Raw genomic sequence first — 19,123 nt, forward strand, 5'->3', positions numbered from 1 at the left:
GTCTCCTGTGTCCGCTCAGTCCAGCATCTCGGCCGCCACCGCGGTGGGCGCGTCGGCACGGTCTTCGGCCAGGGGCTCGAATTCAGTGATGTTGTCGATCTCGGTGCCCATCGCGATGTTGGTCACGCGCTCAAGCATCACCTCGATGACGACCGGCACGCTGAACTCGGCCATGAGGGCCTCGGCGCGCTGGATGGCCGGTGCGATCTCTTCCTGCTTGTTCACGCGGATCGCCTTGCAGCCGAGGCCCTCGACCACCTTCAGGTGATCGACGCCGTAGCTGCTCTCGATGCCCGCGTCGGGGCCCGCGTTGATGTTGTCGAACGCGAGCTGCACGCAGTAGTCCATCTCGAAGCCGCGCTGCGCCTGGCGGATGAGGCCCAGGTACGAGTTGTTCACCACGATGTGGATGTACGGCAGCTTGAACTGCGCGCCCACGGCCAGCTCCTCGATCATGAACTGGAAGTCGTAGTCGCCCGAGAGCGCGACGATCTTGCGCGTCGGGTCGGCGGCGCGCACGCCCAGCGCGGCGGGAATGGTCCAGCCCAGCGGGCCGGCCTGGCCGCAGTTGATCCAGTGGCGCGGGTTGTACACGTGCAAGAACTGCGCGGCCGCGATCTGCGAGAGGCCGATGGTGCTCACGTAGCAGGTGTCGTTGCTGAAGTTGTTGTTCATGCATTGGTACACGCGCTGCGGCTTCATCGGCACGCTGTCGAAGTTGGTCTTGCGCAGCATGGTCTTCTTGCGCTCGATGCACGACTTGGCCCACTCGCGGCGGTCGGTGAGCTTGCCGGCGGCCTTCATTTCTTCGGCCACGGCGACGAACTGCTCCAGTGCCAACTTGGCGTCCGACACGATGCCGAAGTCGGGCGTGAACACGCGGCCGATCTGCGTGGGCTCGATGTCCACGTGCACGAAGGTGCGGCCCTTGGTGTAGACATCGACCGAGCCCGTGTGGCGGTTGGCCCAGCGGTTGCCGATGCCCAGCACGAAGTCCGAAGCGAGCATCGTTGCGTTGCCGTAGCGGTGGCTGGTCTGCAGGCCGCACATGCCGGCCATCAGCGGATGGTCGTCGGGAATGGAGCCCCAGCCCATGAGCGTGGGAATCACCGGCACGCCGGTGGCCTCGGCAAAGCGCACGAGCAGGTCGGACGCATCGGCGTTGATGACGCCGCCGCCGGCCACGATCAGCGGGCGCTCGGCTGCTTGCAGCATGCCGATGGCCTTTTCGATTTGGGCGCGCGTGGCGGCCGGCTTGTAGGGAACGAGCGGCTCGTAGCTGTCGATGTCGAACTCGATCTCGGCCATCTGCACGTCGAACGGAAGATCGATGAGCACAGGACCGGGGCGGCCCGAGCGCATCAGGTGGAAGGCTTGCTGGAACACCTGCGGCACCTGGCCGGGCTCGCGCACCGTGACCGACCACTTGGTGACGGGCTTGGAGATCGACTCGATGTCCACCGCCTGGAAGTCTTCCTTGTAGAGGCGCGCACGCGGCGCCTGGCCGGTGATGCAGAGGATGGGAATCGAATCGGCCCAGGCCGAATACAAGCCGGTGATCATGTCGGTGCCCGCCGGGCCCGAGGTGCCGATGCACACGCCGATGTTGCCGGCCACCGCACGCGTGTAGCCCTCGGCCATGTGCGAGGCGCCCTCGACGTGGCGCGCGAGGATGTGCGAGATGCTGCCGCGCTGGCGCAGCGCCGAGTACATCGGGTTGATGGCGGCACCGGGCACGCCGAAGGCCTGCGTCACGCCTTCCTTTTCCATCACCAGCACGGCGGCCTGGACCGCTTTCATTTTTGCCATGGGACTGTCTCCGTTAAGTGACGTCCACTGTAGGAAGAGGGGGCCATTCGAAGAAGACGGCTGGGGACCATAAAACCTATTCCGTAGCGGAATAACTGGCTACGATGCGCCAATGGACAGATTGTTGGCAATGGAGATGTTCGTGCGCGTGGTCGAGACAGGCAGCTTCTCGAAAGCGGCGCGCGAATTCAACACCACGCAACCCACCGTGACCAAGCAGATCGCGGCCACCGAAGCGCGGCTGAAGGTGCGGCTGCTCAACCGCAACACGCGCGGCGTGAGCCTTACCGAGCCGGGGGCGCTGTACTACGAGAAGTGCAAGACCATCGTGCGCGACGCCGAGGAGGCCGACAGCATCGTGCAGCTGCGGCAGAACCAGGCGCAGGGGCTGCTGCGCGTGGGCACCTCGGTGGCCTTCGGCTGGCGCGTGGTGGTGCCGCTGGCGCTGGAATACATGCAGCGGCACCCGCAGGTGCAACTGGACCTGAGCTTCGAGGACCGCTACGTCGACCTCATCGCGCAGGGCATCGACGTGGCCATCCGCATGGGCAAGCTGGCCGACTCATCGCTGGGCGCGCGCTACCTGGGCGCCAACCCATGGGTCATGGTCGCGGCGCCGGGCTACCTGAAGAAGCACGGCACGCCCAAGCGCGCGCAGGACCTGAGCGCGCATGTGGCGCTCATCTACAGCAGCGTGGTGGGCGACGAGTTCTGGCGCATGCACACGCCCAAGGGCGAGCCGGTGACGGTGCCGGTGTCGGGGCGCTTCCGCTCGAACAACCTCTCGGCGGTGCTGGCGGCGGCGCGCGACGGATTGGGCATTGCGCTGATGCCGCGCTATGTGGCGAGCGAGTCCCTCGCGACGGGCAAGGTGCGCGAGGTGCTCGCTGAATACGCATTGCCCGAGCAGGAGATCCACGCCGTTTTTCCGTCGCCCAAGCTGGTGCCGGGCAAGGTGTCGGGCTTCGTGGCCTTCCTGCAGGGACGCTTCGACGAGGGCTGGTGGGCTGCCTGACAGGGACCGGTGGTCCATCGACATCCGTTCGGGCTGAGCTTGTCGAAGCCACGCGCCGGCACTTCGACAAGCTCAGTGCGAACGGATTGTGGAGAAGCAACAAACTCGACCATCGTTCGCTCCGGGTTCAACAACAACCGTTCGGGCTGAGCCTGTCGAAGCCACGCGCGGCGCTTCGACAAGCTCAGCGTGAACGGTTTGATGTCTTCAAGCCGGCACGAAAGCGCCGTGCAGCCCCAGCGGCAGCGCATAGGGCAGCGTGGCCTGCGCCACCGGCCCGGCTGCCAGGTCATCGGCAGCAAAGCACGACAGCACCGTCTTCTGCCGGCCAAAATCCAGCACCGTGCCCAGCACCCAGCCGGGCTTCGTGCCGTCGGGCACGAAGACATGTTCTTCGACGATGGCCTCCGCGCCGTAGCTGAAGCGCTGGCTGCGGCCGCTCTCGACGTCGGTGCGCGCCACCGAACCGAAGCCCGGAAGATCGCGCCGGATCTGCGTGGCGTGAACCACCTGGCGATGGCGCAGGCCCACGCGGCGCGGGTCGATGCGCGGAAACTCCGCTTCCTGCGACAGCGTCCGCTGCGTCGCGGTGCCGGTGCCCAGGTTCAGCGTGGCGACTGTCAGGTGCGGGTCTGTGCTTCGCACGCGGCGGCCGCGCATCACTTCGCGGTTGGTGGTGAATACCGAGTCGGCGTTGTCCGAGCGCACGTAGTCCACGTGGATCGACGTGCCGCGCGGCGTGTCTTCTTCCCAGGCATTGCCGACGTGAAACAGGAAGCCGGCCGGCAGCGTGAGCATCCGGCGCTTGTCCCAGTCCTTCTTGTCGACCACCAAGGCGCGCATGCCAAGTTCGGGTCGCCAGACATGGGCGTCCAGAAAGCTCGCGCCCGCTTCCTTGCGCTTGGGGTCGTAGACCAGCGGCGGCATCAGGAAGACCAGGTGCCGCTCGGTCACGGCGAAGTCGTGAACCATCGGCATGTCGGCCACCGGCACCACGGCGGCGCGGCGCAGCGCGCCGTCGGGGCCGATTTCGTAGAGCGCCAGCATGCCCTGGCCGGAGCTCACGCCGAAGTTCCAGATCGTGCCGTCCGGGTCCACCTTGGGGTGGGCGGAGAAGGGCATGCCTGCCAGGTCGGGGCGCCAGGTTTTCACGCCCAGCGTGTCCAGCGTGCGCGCGTCCACGCGGGTGGCCGAGCCGCCTTCCCACAGCGCCAGCACCTCCCCCTGCATCGGCAGCACGCTGGTGTTGGCCACGTTGATGCTGTCGGCCGAGGGTGGCGGCTCCGCGCCCGGCGGCATGGTGCCGAAGGCCTCGACCAGGCGGCGGCCGGCGCTCACTTCGGCCACGCGCTTGGGCGTGGCGACATAGCGGCCCTGGTGCCGCACATCGGCACCGTCGATGACGAAGCGATGCACCATGCCGTCGCCGTCGAACCAGTGGTGATAGCGCTCGCCGCCCAGGTCATGGCCGGCCGGGCCGATGCGGAACAGCGTGCCCGCAACGGCATCTGGAAAGCGGCCGCGCACGGCGGCGCGGGTGAGCGGCAGGTCGCCCTGTGGCGTGGCAAAGCCGGTCTTCCAGGGGGTGCGGGCGGCTTCGAACTGGGCTTGCCAGTTGTCGTCCGCGACACCGGTGCCGCCGGCGCGCGCCAGCGGTGCAAGCAAGGGCAGGGCGCCGGCAGAGGCCAGCAGGCGCAGGAGTTCGCGTCGTTCCATGGCGGGCTCCTCAGTGCAGGTGAATCAGGGTCTGCACGTCGGCATCCACGCCGAACGCCGCAGCCTCGAAGTCGGGCGCGGCCCGGTTGCCCTTGGCATCGTTGGAGAAGCCGTAGCGCTCGGTCGGCATGCCGAGCAGGTTGGTGTCCAGCTTGCCGTTGCCGTTCTCGTCGGCGAACGCCCGCAGCGCGTAGCGCCCCGGTGCCAGGCCGGCGAACACGAGGCGGGCCTTGCCGCCCTGCATCGGGGCGGTCTGCGATGCCACCGGCTTGCTGGCGGCATAGCCGGCGGCGTCGTTGTACAGCGCGACGTAGAGCGTGGCCTCCGCGGGCGGGCCGTCGGCAACGCTCAGGCTCAGGTCGGCGGCCCGTGCGTGGAGCGGCGCGAGGCCGACAAGGCAAGCGAAGAAAGCCAGGGCAGCCGCGGTGCGCAAGGTGCGCGCAGCCGGACGGGGCGGGAGCTTGAAAAGATGCATGGTGGGCCTCGCAGGTAGTTGGAGGCCCGACGATCTCGCAGCCGGGCGGCGGTGCCCAGCGCCATGAGACGAAGCGTCGGAATACGCGCGCCAGATGCGCAAGGGAGGCGCAGGGCGGGGGCGGAGCGGGCCGGTGCCCGCCGGTGCATCAGCCCTTCTTGCTGTTCCCGGCGCCTTCCGCGTGCCTTGCGCGTTCAGCCGCTTCAGGCGCTTCAGGTGTCTTTGGCGAATCGACGGCAAGGCTCTCGTGCCCGTTGCCCACATGCCCCGAGTCCACGAACAGACTCCATGCCGCCATGAACAGCGCCGCAATCACCGGGCCGATCACGAAGCCGTTGATGCCGAAGATCGCCATGCCGCCGATGGTGGACATCAGCACGATGTAGTCGGGCATCTGCGTGTCCTTGCCCACGAGCACCGGGCGAAGGATGTTGTCGACCAGGCCGATCACGAACACGCCCACGAAGATCAGCACGCCGCCCTGCCAGAAATGCCCGGTCGCCAGGAAGTAGATGGCCACCGGCGCCCAGATCAGCGCCGCGCCCACGGCCGGCAGCAGCGACAGAAAAGCCATCAGCACCGCCCACAGCAGCGCGCCCTGCACACCGAGGAACCAGAATGCCAGCCCGCCGATGGTGCCCTGCGTGATGGCCACCGCCACGTTGCCCTTGACGGTGGCGCGGATCACGGTGGTGAACTTGTTGAGCAGGTAATGCGTGTGCGGCTTGGCCAGCGGCACCGCGTCGCGCATGGTCCTGGAGAGAGTCGAGCCGTCGCGCACCAGGAAGTACAGCAGGTACAGCATCACGAAGAAGCTGACCACGAAATCGAATGTGTTCTGCCCGATGGTGAGCGCCTGCCCCGCGATGAGCTGGCTGCCCTGGCCCGCGGCGGCCGAGATGCGGTCTTGCCAGGCTTGCGTGTTGCCCAGGTTCAGGCGCTCGAAGATGCTCAGCAGCCACTGCGGCGTGGCGCTCAGGATCTGCTGGAAGTAGGCCGCGAAGTTGATCTGCCCCGAACGGATGTTCTGCGTGACCAGCGCGATCTCCTGCACCAGCGACACACCCACCATCGCCAGCGGCAGGATCACGATGAACAGGCAGATGGCCAGCGTGGAGAGCGCGGCGGCATTGCGCTTGCCCGGCATTTTCTTGAGCAGCCACTTGTAGAGCGGCGTGAACAGGATCGCCAGTGCCACCCCCCACAGCACCGCGCCGAAGAACGGCAGCAGCACCCAGATGAAGGCGACGGTGACGGCGGCGAGCAGGGCGAGGAACGCGCCGCGCTGGAGTTGGGGTGAATTCATAAGTGTCTCGGACTGTAGCCGAGCGCGAAGGCAGGATCCTGTCAGCGGTCACGCTTTTGTGCGGCGCAGCAGAGCCGCGCGCCGAACCGGCGCGCAGCCCTTGCCTGCCGGGCCCCAGGTGCTACCGATTCAGTAGCTGACCCTGGAAATAGTTCACGGCTTCAGCGTTGGGTGCGCACCAGCGCGATGGGCGTCAGCGTGGCGCGAAGGCGGCTGGGCGCATCGGGTTCAGCGGCGGCATCCACCTCGAGCGCCCGTTCCACGTTGCCGATGTGGTCGAGCATCAGGCGGCGGGCCTTGTCGGTGTCGCCTTCTTCCAGCGCCGCGACGATGGCGCCGTGCTCCGCGCAAGACTGCCCGGCCTCGTGCTTCGACTGATAGAGCGTGGCCGCCAGCGTGGTGCGTGCCGTGAGGTCGCGCAATACATCGACCAGCAACTGGTGCCCCATCTGCTCGGCCAGGCAGACGTGGAAGTCCGCCAGCAGGAAGGCCCGCGTGGCGGCATCGGCGCCTTCGATGGCGCGCTGCTCGTCGACGATGTGCTCGCGCAGCTTGCGGATCACCTGGCCCAGCGGCCGGCCTTCGCTCGCGGCCAGGATGCCGGCCTCGACGATGCGGCGCGCCGAGAAGGCATCGCGCGCTTCCTCGGCCGAAGGCTCCACCACGTACCAGCCGCGGCGCGATTGCACCTCGACGAAGCCGCGCGCCTGCAACTGCATGAGCGCCTCGCGCACCATCGTGCGGCTCACCGAGAAGTTCTCGGCCAGGGCCTGCTCGCCCAGCCGCTCGCCCGGTGCGAGCTTTTGCGCGAGGATGGCCTCGACGACCCGTTCGGCGATGGCGGTGGGGCTGACGTCGGTGGGCATTTGTTTGTTCAGTTGTTCAGTGAGCGGTGGACGTGATGGCGGTGTGGGGCACGGGCTCCCCGGCCGGCGGCTCGTCGTCCGGCGTGTAGGTGCCGTCCAGCACCGCATGCGCGCGGTCGCGGTCGATGTCGCCTTCCCAGGCCGCGATCGCCACCGTGGCCACGCAGTTGCCGATCAGGTTGCCCAGCGCGCGGGCGATGCCCATGAACCAGTCCACCGACAGCACCAGCACCAGGCCGATGGCGGGAATCGCCGGAATGGCGTGCAGTGTCGCCGCCAGCACCACGATGGCCGAACCCGGCACGCCGTGCGCGCCCTTGGAGGTGACCAGCGCGATCGCAAGAATGGTCATCAGGTCGGCCATCGAGATCGGCGTGTTGGTGGCCTGCGCAATGAACACCGCCGCCAGCGTGATGTAGATCGAGAACGCGTCGAGGTTGAACGAGTAGCCCGTCGGAATCACCAGGCCCACCGTCGAATCGCGGATGCCCATGCGGCGCAGCTTGGCCATGATCTGCGGCAGCACGCTGTCCGACGAGGTGGTGGCGAACACGATGGCCAGCTCTTCGCGCAGATAGCGCAGCAGCTTCCAGAGGCTGAAGCCCGACAGGCGCATCACCAGCCCCAGCACCACGAACACAAAGACCAGCACCGCGCCGTAGAAGAGCACCACCAGCATGCCCAGCTGCTTGAGCGAGCCGATGCCGTACTGCCCCACCGTGAAGGCAATGGCGCCCAGCACGCCCAGCGGCGCCAGCTTGATGATGATGCCCATGATCTTGAACAGCACCAGCGAGAGCGCGTCCACCACCACCGCCACCGGCTTGCCGCGATCGCCCAGCAGCGCGAGCGCGCAGCCGAACAGCACCGCGAACAGCAGCACCTGCAGCACGTCGCCGGTGGCGAAGGCGTTGACCACCGTGGTGGGAATCAGCTTCATCAAGAACTCGACCGTGCCGCCGCTCGTGAGCTTGTCGGCGTTGGAGGCATAGGCGCTCATGGCCGCCGGGTCCAGCTTGGCCGGGTCCACGTTCATGCCCACCCCCGGCTGGAACACGAAGGCCAGCACCAGCCCCATGGCCAGTGCGATGGTGGTCAGCACCTCGAAGTAGATCAGCGCCTTCACGCCCACCCGCCCCACGCGCTTCAGGTCGCCGGCGCCGGCGATGCCGTGCACCACCACGCAGAACACCAGCACCGGAATGATCATCTTGATCAGCTTGATGAAGGCATCACCCAGCGGCTTGAGCTTGACGGCGAACTCGGGCCAGAAAAGGCCGGCGAGCACGCCCAGTACCAGCGCGATGACCACCTGACCGAAAAGCGATTTGGCGAATCGAGGCATGGACGTCTCCTGTAGGTCTTGTGTAGAGGTTGCATGCAAGGATCGCTGTTTCTTGCATACAAGAAATGTAGGCAAGAAGGATTCGAGGGTGGCAGAGGGTATTCCCGAGACAAAGGTGACTGGGCTTGTGGGCTCGCAGCCTGGCCGGCAGGTGTTGTTTTGTCGTATTGATCCAACAGGCTGCGCCTGAACTGAATTCGTTTGGGCTACATCTGCGAGCCGCTTTTTTCAGGCCTCGCGCATTCGTGAATTAGTGCCAGAAGCGCACCTGCATGTGCTCCCCATAATCGCGTCCGTTTTGTGCGTCTTGTCACAAAACGTTGTGATTTGTGACCTGTCAGGGAGCCTAAAAGAATGAACCGCCACTTGCACCGCATCGTCTTCAATGCCGCCAGAGGCATGCGGATGGTGGTCCAGGAAACCGCCACCAGCACCGGCAAGGGGTCGAACAAGGCGACGGCGGTGGTGGGTGGCGCGCTGGCCGGCATTGCCGCTTTCGCTCCCATGCTGGTCGGTGCCGCGTTGGCGGGAATGCTCACCGCGCCATCGGTGCACGCGCAGATCGTGGGCGCGCCCAACGTGCCCGGCAATCTGCGGCCTACCGTCTTGGTGGCGCCGAACGGCGTGCCGCTGATCAACATCCAGAGCCCTTCCGCGGCGGGCGTCTCGCGCAACGTCTACAACCAGCTCAACGTTGGACCCAACGGCGCGATCTTCAACAACAGCCGCACGAACGTGCAGACCCAACTGGGCGGCATCGTTCAAGGCAACCCGTTCCTCGCGGCAGGCCCGGCGCGCATCATCCTGAACGAAGTCAACGGCGGCAACGTGAGCCAGCTTCGCGGCTACATGGAAGTTGCCGGACAGCGTGCCGAAATCATCATTGCCAACCCGGCCGGCATCAACGTCGACGGCGCAGGCTTCATCAACGCGAGCCGCGCCACGCTGACCACGGGCACGCCGCAGCTCAATGCCTTCGGCGGGCTTGAGAGCTTTCTGGTGCGCGGCGGCACCGTCACCATCAACGGTGCGGGCCTGGATGCGAGCAAGACCGACTATGCGGCGATCCTCGCGCGGGCGGTGGAAGCGAATGCGGGCATCTGGGCCAGTGAGCTGAAGGTGGTGACAGGGGCCAATCAGGTGTCGGCGGACCACAGCCAGATCAGCCCGACTGCTGGCACTGGCGCTGCACCCACCTTCGCTCTCGACGTCGCTGCCCTCGGCGGCATGTATGCCGGAAAGATCGTCTTGATCGGCACCGAGGCCGGCCTTGGTGTGCGCAACGCGGGCACCATCCAGGCTGCACCGGGTACCCTCGCACTCGCAGGCGCTGGCCAGCTGGTCGTGACCAGCGCGGGCCGCCTGGAGAACATCGGAACTATCCAGGCGACAGCCGATGCCAACCTCGCGGCATCGAATCTGGCCAACAGCGGCCGCATCAGCAGCGGCGGCAACCTGAAGGTTGCGACACAGGACGCGCTGGCGAACACTTTCAACGGCACAGGCGGCACGCTCGAAGGCGCGCGCGTCGAGTTGGCCAGTGCGGCGGGCAACATCGACAACCGCAATGGCGGCACGATCCGCCAGACCAGCAGTGTGGCCCTGGGGATTTCTGCGCCGGCTTTGAGCAACACCAATGGGGGTGTGATCGGACTGGAGCCGGTCTCCGAGACGCCGTCGCAGCCGGGCGGTGGCGCGAGTCCCGCCACCGGAGGTGGCACGACCTCCACCACCACGCCAAGCACGCCTGCAGTTGGCGGCAGCACGGGCTCCGGCGCGACCGTCACGCCCGCGCCCTACGTTCCCCCATCGCCTGGCGCCATCACCGCAGCAGCCGCCATCCTCAACGACGGCGGCCGCATCTACGCGGGCGGCCCCATCACGCTGCAGAGCGCGAACATCAGCAACGGCGGCGGGACCCTGAGCCTGGCCAGCATGACGATTGCCCAGCCCAGCTTCGACAACCGCGGCGGCACGCTGAACATTTCCAACGGCTTCAGCGCGAACGTCGGCAGCTTCGACAACACAGGCGGCAAGCTCAACGCAGGCACCCTGAACATCGCCACCAGCGGCGATTTGGTCAACACAGACGGCACGCTCACGAGCGCCGGCGACGCCAATCTCACGGTCGGTGGCAAGGCTGACAACACACGCGGAACGATTGTCGCGACCGGCGCGTTGAACGCGAATGTGACGGGCGCCGCGAACAATGGCGGCGGCACCCTGGCCTCCAACCAGGGCCTGACGCTCAACGCAGGCTCGCTGGACAACACCAAAGGCAGCATCCAGTCGGCACAGGCCGGCGTGCAGCTTGCGGTGACCAACCAGCTGGTCAACGGTGCTGGAGGCGCCATCGGTGCCGCCATGGACCTGAACGTTCATGCGGGCTCGTTCGCCAACAGCGGCAGCTTGCGCGGTGCGAACGACGTCAGCGTTGCGGTCGGCGGCGCAATGACGCACGACGGCAGCATCACCGCTGCCCGCCACACGACGATCGCGGCCGGCAGCCTGCAGGGCAGCGCCACCGGTGTGCTCGGCGCGGGCATTCAAAGCGACGGCACGCTGGGCAGCGCAGGCGACCTGCGCGTGACGACCTCCGGCGCACTTGTCGCCAACGGCAGGAACCTCGCCGCGGCAAGCGCCACGCTCCAAGGCGCGAGCATCGACCTGTCGGCCAGCGAGACCAGCGCAGCCAACATCGCCATTGCCGCGACGCAAGGCAACGTGGTTACCGGCAGCAAAGCCAAGGTCATCACCCCCGGCACTTTGCGCGTGACGGCGAACAGCCAAGGCGGCCAGACCCTGGTCAACGACGCGGGCACGCTCAACGCCGGCCTGCTGGACCTGAACGCCTCGAACATCGCCAACACGAACGGCGGCGAAATCGTGCAGACCGGCACGGGGGCGTCCACCATCGCCACCAGCGGCACGCTGAACAACGACGGCGGACGCATCGCCAGCAACGGGCAGGACCTGAACCTGCGCGGCGCGGCCATCACCAACACGGGCGGCGCGATCGAACACGCGGGCGCCGGCACGCTGGGCATCGCGGGCGGCAGCTACAGCGCCACCGACGGCCAGATCACCACCAACAAGACGCTGACCATCGCCCTGTCGGGCGCCTTCAGCCAGGACGGCGCCAAGGCCAGGGTCAGTGCGGAGCGCATCACCCTGGACGCCGGCGCCCTCGCCAACCGGAGCGGCCAGATCGTTCAAACAGGCGCCGACGCCACGCGCATCACGGTCGTGGGCGCCATCGACAACACCGCCGGGATCATCGCCAGCAATGGCAACACAAATATCGCGGCGGGCAGCTTGACCAATCAGGGCGGCACCGTCCGCGCCGCGGAAACGTCGAACCTCGACATCGATGTCAAAGGCCAACTGGACAACAGCAACAAGGGTGTGATCGCCGCAGGCGGCAACACCACCGTCTTGGCGTTCGGCCTGAACAACGACAAGCTCGGCAGCCTGACCGCCAGTGGCGACCTGACGGTCGATGTCCGCGATGCCGCCACCAACAACGGCGGCACCCTGGCCGCGAACGGCAACACCACGCTCAAGGCCGGGACCTTGAACAACAGCCTCGGCACCGTCGCCGCGGTGAAGGGCGATCTGAGCGTCCTCACGACCGGCACGACGACCAACGCCCAGGGCACGCTGCAAGCGGGCGCAAAGGCCATGTTGGTGAACGGCGGCCTGGTCAACACGGGCGGCAAGGTCTTCGGCGACAGCCTGAGCGTGAACACCCGAAAGAACGCCTTGGACAACAACCAAGGCGGCACGCTGGCAGCCAATACCACCGTGGATGTGAAGTCCGGTGCCCTGAACAACGATGCCGGCCTCATCCAGTCCGGCGGCGCGATGACCATCGACACCGACGGCCAGAAGCTCACCAACACCGATGCTGCGGACTACACCGCCAAGCAGGGCGGTATCACCAGCGCCGACACGCTCACGCTCACGAACGTGGGCGCGGTGGACAACAAGGCCGGCTTCATCGGCGCGAAGAATGCGCTGAATGCGCAAACCCAGGCCTTCGACAACAGCGGCGGCAAGGCACAGGCGGCGGGCGACCTGCAGATCGACACGGGCCGCCTCATCAACACAGGCGGTTTGATTCGCTCGGCGGCCAAGACAACGCTCAACACCAGCAGCCTTGCCAACGACGAGACCAGCGGCGCCGACCAGGGCATCGAAGGCAAGAACGTCGTCATCGGCACCGGCAGCGGCGATCTGGACAACACCTCCGGCGCCATCCGCGCCGATGTGGATGCGGCCCTCACCAGCGGCGGCACGCTGACCAACAGCAAGGGGCTGATCTCGGCCGGCAATGAACTGAGCATTCGCGATCCGAACTTCGCGAACCCCGGCGCCAAGACGCTGAAGCTGGTCAACACCGATGGCACGCTGGTGGCTGACGAAAGCCTCAAGATCGATGCCGCAAGCTTCAGCGGCGACGGCCGGGCCGTGTCGGGCAAGGACCTGAGCATTGCGCTCACCCAGAACATCGTCAACAACGGCGAGGTGGCCGCCAACGGCAATCTGACCTACACCACCACAGGCAACTTCACCAACAACGGCAAGCTCCTGGCGGGGCAGACGTTGACGGTGGGCGGCAACAACGTCGACAACGCGGTCAACGCCGAGATGTCGGGGACGAACACGACGGTCAACGCCGGCAACACGCTGACCAATCGGGGATTGATCGACAGCAAGGGTGCAACGCAGATCAACGCGGGCACGCTGAAGAACAAGGGCACCGGCCGCATCTATGGCAATGCGATCTCCATCGCGGTCGGCACGCTCGACAATGAAGCGGAGACGGTCAATGGTGCGACAAAGGCCGCGACCATTGCGGCGCGCAGCACCTTGAACATCGGCGCCGACACCGTCAACAACCGCGAACACGCACTGATCTTCAGCGGCGGCATGGCGGAAGGGGCCATGAACATCGGCGGCGCGCTCGATGCGAACCGCAAGGCCACGGGGCAAGGCAGCGTGCTCAACAACCTGAGTGCCGACATCGAATCTTTGGGCGATATGTCCATTGCAATGGCTAACGTCAACAACCGGGATGTGCACATCCAGAAGGGCGCACAGACGGTAACGACGGGCCTCCAGGTGGGCATCGCGCCGAAGACGCTCGTGGGAAGCGGCATCGGCAGGACCACCACCTACCCGCTGGAAGAGGTCGACGTCGATCCCATCAACGGCTTTGTCTATCGCAATGACACCGGCGAGCTTGTAGGCACGGGCGGCTACGGCATCTGGAACAACCTGACCACGACCACCGAGGAAACGGCGGTCAATGTGGATCCCGCACACCTCGTCGCCGGCGGCAACATGAACGTCAACAGGCGGCTGTACAACGAGAACAGCCAGGTGCTGGCCGGCGGAACCATCACCGCCACGGAGTACGTGCCCGAGCAGATGAAGGGCACGCGCACCGCCACAGGCTCGGCGAGCGTTGTCGACAACAACGGGCAGGTGCAGGCGACGAACATCCCGATCATCGCGGCGCCCCAAACGATTGACCTGGGCGCCTACAAGTACCAGCCGAACATCAACGCCACCACCGGGTACAACGCAGGTTTGGCGCCGGTCGGCGGCGCGGCGGGCGGCGCGGGCGGCACCGGCGGCGTGAACGGCGGCAACCGCCCCGGCACCATCGTGGAAGTGGCGGCCAACGTCGGTGCGGTCGTCAAGACATCCGGCAGCGCAGCCGGCGAGGCGGGTGGCGCCAGCGGGGCCGGTGGCGCGAGCGCCAGCCAGACCGTGCCCATGGTCGTGCGCACAAGCATGCCGAACACGCGCATCCCCAACGCCAGCCTCTTCGGTATCCAGGCGGGCCCGGGGGGACACCTGATCGAGACCGATGCGCGCTTTGCGAACTATCGCGATTGGCTGAGCAGCGACTACCTGCTGAACAACCTCGGACTGGATCCGAACAACACACTCAAGCGTCTGGGCGACGGCTTCTACGAACAGAGGCTCATCCGCGAGCAGGTGGCGCAGCTCACGGGCTATCGTTACCTGGACGGGTTCAACGACGACGATGACCAGTACGCGGCGCTGATGAATGAGGGTGCGACCTTCGCCAAGCAATACGGGCTGCGCCCCGGGGTTGCATTGAGCGCGGCGCAGATGGCGCAACTGACCAGCGACATCGTCTGGCTGGTCGAGCAGACCGTGACGCTGCCCGATGGAACCACGCAGCAGGTGCTTGTACCGCAGGTCTATGTGCGTGTGCGGCCGGGCGATATCGACGGTTCGGGCGCATTGCTGAGTGCCGACGCGACGGTCATCAAGAGCGGCGGAGACCTTGTCAATACCGGCACCATCGCCGGGCGCAGCCTGGTGTCGATCAACGCCGAGAACGTGAACAACCTCGGTGGCCGGATCGTCGGCGGCAGTATCGGCATCAATGCCCGCAACGACCTGAACAACATCGGAGGCAGCATCACGGCGCGAGACGCTGCGGTGCTGACGGCCGGACGCGACATCAACATCCGGACGACGACGCAGAGCGCCTCCAACGGCAATACCGCTATTGATCGCGTGGCCGGGGTCTACGTGACCAACCCGGGCGGCGTGCTGGTCGCTTCTGCCGGTCGTGATGTCAATCTGATCGGCGCGGTGCTGGCGAGTGCCGGCAGCGCATCCGTGGGGGCCGAGCGCAATATCAATCTCGGCACGGTCAAGGAGGGCTACACCATCGTGGCCGTGGGCAACGGTGGTGCGGGCATCGCATCCGAGAGCCACGAAGTGGGCTCCGTCATCCAGGGGCAAGACAATGTGCGCCTTTCGGCAGGCAATGATCTGAACATCCGCGCCGGTGCAGTCTCCAGCGTGGACGGGGCCTTGATCGCCACTGCCAAGAACGACATAAACGTCACGGCCGGCCAAGTCACGACCAGCGTCTCGACTGCCACGCAAAAGTCCTCCAGGAGCCTGTTCAAGAAGAGCAGTTCCAGCACCTTCGACAGCACCACCACCACGGACGTGCTCTCCAGCAGTTTGAGCGGTAAGAACGTCGCGTTGGTGGCCGGCAACGATATCAATGTCCAGGCCGCGCAATTTCGCTCTGACGATGCAATGAGCCTGTCGGCGGGCCGCGACATCAATCTCACAACAGCCACCAGCAGTCGTACTGAACTGCACGCCAGTCAGCAGCGCACCAGCGGCACAGCTTTGTCCACAGCCTGGGCTGTTGCTTCCGATGCCGGAGGTCCGGTCGGCGGCTACGGCAATCGAAAGAGCTCGGGCAACAGCACCAGCGCAGACATCAGCACCCAGGCAGTAGGCACCACCATCTCGGCGGGCAGCCTGCAGGTCGTCAGCGGTCGTGATACCACCTTGCAAGCGGCCACGGTTGTTGCCGACAGGGACATCGCCATGATGGCTGGGCGCAATCTCACCATCGAGAGTGCCCAGAACACCGAACTCAGCAGCAGTTCCTCGGCCAACGCCAAGAGCGGCTTCATCGGTTCCTGGTCGTCACCTGGATTGGGTCACATCAAGGACTTTGGAGCCCATGCGACCAGCCGTACCACGCAGCAGGCCAGTCAGGTGGCCAGCCTCACGGGCAGCGTGACACTGGTGGCGGGCAACGAATACCGCCAGACCGCCAGCAGTGTGCTGGCTGCGGGGCAAGCTGGTCCGCTGGCCGGTGGTGATGTCAACATTCTCGCCAAGAACGTCGTCATCAACGAGGCCTACAACACCGAGCAGACCGTGGATCTGCAGCGCAGCGCCAGCACGAAGCTGGGCGGCAGCGCCAGCTTCATGGGCGTGAGCACAGACATGATTCAAGGGACTGTCAACACCGTCAAGGCCATCGAGAGCACGAACGACGGCCGCGCGAAAGCGTTGGGGGCAATCAATCTGGCCATGAGCGGCAAGCAGGCCTACGACGCCGTGCAGGCCATTGGCAGCGGAGGGCCGCTGAGCTATGGCGTGAGCGTGAGCGTCAGTCGCAACACCAGCCAGGCGGCCAGTTTCAGCAACAGCAGCGAAGCCGTGGGCTCCAGCGTGGTGGGCTCGAACAACGTCAACATCGTGGCTACAGGCGGCGGCAAGGATTCCAACATCCAGGCGATCGGCTCCACCATCGCGGCAGGTAATACCGTCAATCTGGCCGCGGACAACAACATCTCGCTGGAAGCCAGCCGTAACACCAGCGTGTCGGCCGGTCAGAACTCCAGCCACGGCGCCAACGTGGGCGTCACCTTCGGGGCGGGGTCGCAGAACGGTTCAGCATCCAACTCGGCGTGAGCAACGGCAAGGGGCGCGACAACCAGAACGACGTCAGCTACAACACCACCAAAGTCAGCGGCGGCAAGGCCGTGAACATCACGAGTGGCGGTGACCTGAACATGCGCGGAGGCATTGTCGAAGCCAACCGCGTTGTGGCCGATGTCGGAGGCAACCTGAATATCGAGAGCTTGCAAGACGTGAGCGTGGGCCAGTCGCGCCAGAGCAGTTCGGGCTTCAATGTGAGCTTGTGCATTCCGCCGATCTGCTACGGCATCAGCTCTGCAGGAGTGAGCGCGGCCGGGGCAAAGGCTGATGGCGTCTTCGTCAGTCCGAAGGAGCAATCGGGCGTCAAGGCTGGCGACGGCGGCTTCGACGTCAAGGTGGCGGGTAATACAAACCTGCGGGGCGCGGTGATCGAGAGCACGCAGGCGGCGATCGACGACAAGAAGAACAACTTCAGCACGGACGGCACGCTCACGATGAGCGACTTGCAGAACGTGAGCCAGTCGAGCGGCAGCAGCTACAGCGTCAGTGAAAGCGTCGGATTCTTTGCTGGCGACTCCCAAGCGCACCGGGATGCCTTGCGTTCGCAGGGCATGAACGACCGGGAGATTGACGCGATGCAGCGACCCGGAGGCTCTGCGGGCGACGGTAACTACACCGGCAATAACCAGACCAGCGCGACCAGGTCCGGCATCAGCGGGATCGCCGGCGACCAGAGCGTGAGGACCGGGGATAACAGCAGCACGGGCGCGCTGGTGAGGGACTGGAACACACAGACGATCATCAAGGACGTACAGGCTCAGGCTCAGATATCGCAAGAGTTCAAGCAGAAAGCCGCCAAGGCTGTCGGCGACTATGCAGCTGAGAAACTCAATGATGCGAAGAAGCTTCGCGCGGACGCTGTAAACGAGGCCGATCCGGAAAAGAAGGCCGCATTGATCGCTCAGGCGAACGATCTGGAGACCAATTGGAAGGAAGGTGGCGGCTATCGCATCCTGGCGCATACCGCTGTTGGTGGACTGAGTGGAGGGGTAGGGGGCGCGTTGGGAGCTGGAGTGAGTTCCGCGCTGATGCCGCGGATCGGGGACGCCATTGCCGACATGGGACTGCCCTCACCGGTGGCTCAGGCGGTCGGGGCTGCGACCGCTGCCGCCATTGGAGGAATTGTCGGAGGCACTTCGGGGGCGACCAGCGCATTCAGCATAGACATCAACAATAGGCAACTGCACCCGACGGAGCGCCAACTGATCAGCAAGCTTGCTGCTGACAAAGCCAAGCAGTTATGCAATGGTGACGGCCCGTGCGAATCCAAGGCAACCGTCTACTGGACGGACATTCTTGAGAAAACCGCGAAGGGCCAAGTCGACAACGATGAAAACGCAAAGAATTCCGCGTATTTGGCGGCCCTTCTTGCTACGACACAAAACCCACTTAGTGAAGGAGCCCTGGGCGGCGTAGATCGATACGTTCAAGACCTGCGTGAAGCCCAAAACATTTTGAGTCCGTACGTCGGCAGGCCCATCGTAGTCAATGGAGTCACCCAGCACAGCTACGGAAGCAACGGAGACGTGCAAACTTACTTCAGCGCCACGCCCGTACAGCAAGCCGATCCGTTCATCAATACGTTCCTCAGGCAAGCAGCGAGCCCCATAGTGTTCGATCTGGCCAAGCGCGATGCCACCCGGTTGGAGAATTTTCAAGCACAAAATGGTTCGGCTATCCCTGATCGCATTCTCGAAGAAACGGTTCTCGGTACGGCCGTTATCAATCGGGGCGTTGGCGCGGTTGTCCGTCTTGTGGAGTCTCTGGATGTGGCATTGGCCGGAAAGATCGTGCCGTCGTCAGGTGGCAATATCAGCGCACAGAAGGTGACGATGGAGGGGGCGTCGGTGAAATTGACCTCGGCAGACCTGAATATGCTGTCTCAAATCGAAAAACTCCCCAATACCACTTTGCAAGGTGATTTGAGAGAATTGGTGGCAGACAACTATTTTATTCGCAATGGCTACACTCCTCTCGGCGGAAAATGCGGTAGCAATTGTTTCGATGGCGTTTACTTGAAGGATGGCAAGGTCTATATCAGCGAGATCAAACCCCTCAATGCGGATGGAACTATAAAATTGAGTCCGGAAAATAAAGCAACCAATTTGAAAGCGCAAATGTCAGATGATTGGATAGTTGATGCGGTGCAAAAATTGAAAAGCTCAGGTGACCCAATCGCAGTGCGTACGGCTGATGCAATTCTTACAGCCAAAGAAAACGGAAAGCTTGTCAAAGTGGTCTCTGGCATTAACCAGAGCGGCATGACTATCGTGAAACTCAAGTGAGT

Annotated in this window: 7 protein-coding genes and 1 pseudogene; 2 read left to right on the forward strand and 6 right to left on the reverse strand. The window is 65.0% G+C overall.

Going from position 1 to position 19,123, the window contains the following annotated elements; all coding sequences use genetic code 11:
- Positions 1-15 precede the first annotated feature (15 nt).
- Positions 16-1,809, reverse strand: a complete 1,794-nt coding sequence (gene gcl, locus ABIC90_RS16925; protein WP_354355919.1) for a glyoxylate carboligase — start codon at positions 1,807-1,809, stop codon at positions 16-18.
- A gap of 112 nt (positions 1,810-1,921) precedes the next feature.
- Between gcl and ABIC90_RS16930 the strand changes: the two genes are divergently transcribed.
- Positions 1,922-2,824, forward strand: a complete 903-nt coding sequence (locus ABIC90_RS16930) for a LysR family transcriptional regulator (protein ID WP_354355921.1) — start codon at positions 1,922-1,924, stop codon at positions 2,822-2,824.
- Between the two features lie 207 nt (positions 2,825-3,031).
- On the opposite strand, the gene ABIC90_RS16935 is transcribed toward ABIC90_RS16930, so the two are convergent.
- From ABIC90_RS16935 to ABIC90_RS16955, 5 genes are all read right to left on the reverse strand, one after another.
- Complete coding sequence (locus ABIC90_RS16935; RefSeq protein WP_354355923.1) at positions 3,032-4,540, reverse strand: carotenoid oxygenase family protein; 1,509 nt, start codon at positions 4,538-4,540, stop codon at positions 3,032-3,034.
- Positions 4,541-4,550: 10 nt separating this feature from the next.
- Entirely contained in the window at positions 4,551-5,015 is a 465-nt protein-coding gene (locus ABIC90_RS16940) for a DUF2141 domain-containing protein (RefSeq protein ID WP_354355925.1), read from the reverse strand.
- Between the two features lie 148 nt (positions 5,016-5,163).
- Positions 5,164-6,321 carry an AI-2E family transporter gene (locus ABIC90_RS16945; RefSeq protein WP_354355927.1) on the reverse strand — a complete coding sequence of 386 codons (1,158 nt, stop codon included), beginning with the start codon at positions 6,319-6,321 and terminating at the stop codon, positions 5,164-5,166.
- Positions 6,322-6,482: 161 nt separating this feature from the next.
- Positions 6,483-7,187, reverse strand: a complete 705-nt coding sequence (locus tag ABIC90_RS16950) for a GntR family transcriptional regulator (RefSeq protein ID WP_354355929.1) — start codon at positions 7,185-7,187, stop codon at positions 6,483-6,485.
- Between the two features lie 16 nt (positions 7,188-7,203).
- Complete coding sequence (locus ABIC90_RS16955; RefSeq protein WP_354355931.1) at positions 7,204-8,532, reverse strand: C4-dicarboxylate transporter DctA; 1,329 nt, start codon at positions 8,530-8,532, stop codon at positions 7,204-7,206.
- A 405-nt stretch (positions 8,533-8,937) separates the two neighbouring features.
- Between ABIC90_RS16955 and ABIC90_RS16960 the strand changes: the two are divergent.
- Positions 8,938-19,121, forward strand: a pseudogene (locus tag ABIC90_RS16960) (hemagglutinin repeat-containing protein).
- The last annotated feature ends 2 nt before the right edge of the window (positions 19,122-19,123 follow it).

Source organism: Variovorax boronicumulans (assembly GCF_040544675.1).
Lineage (GTDB): Bacteria > Pseudomonadota > Gammaproteobacteria > Burkholderiales > Burkholderiaceae_C > Variovorax > Variovorax boronicumulans_D.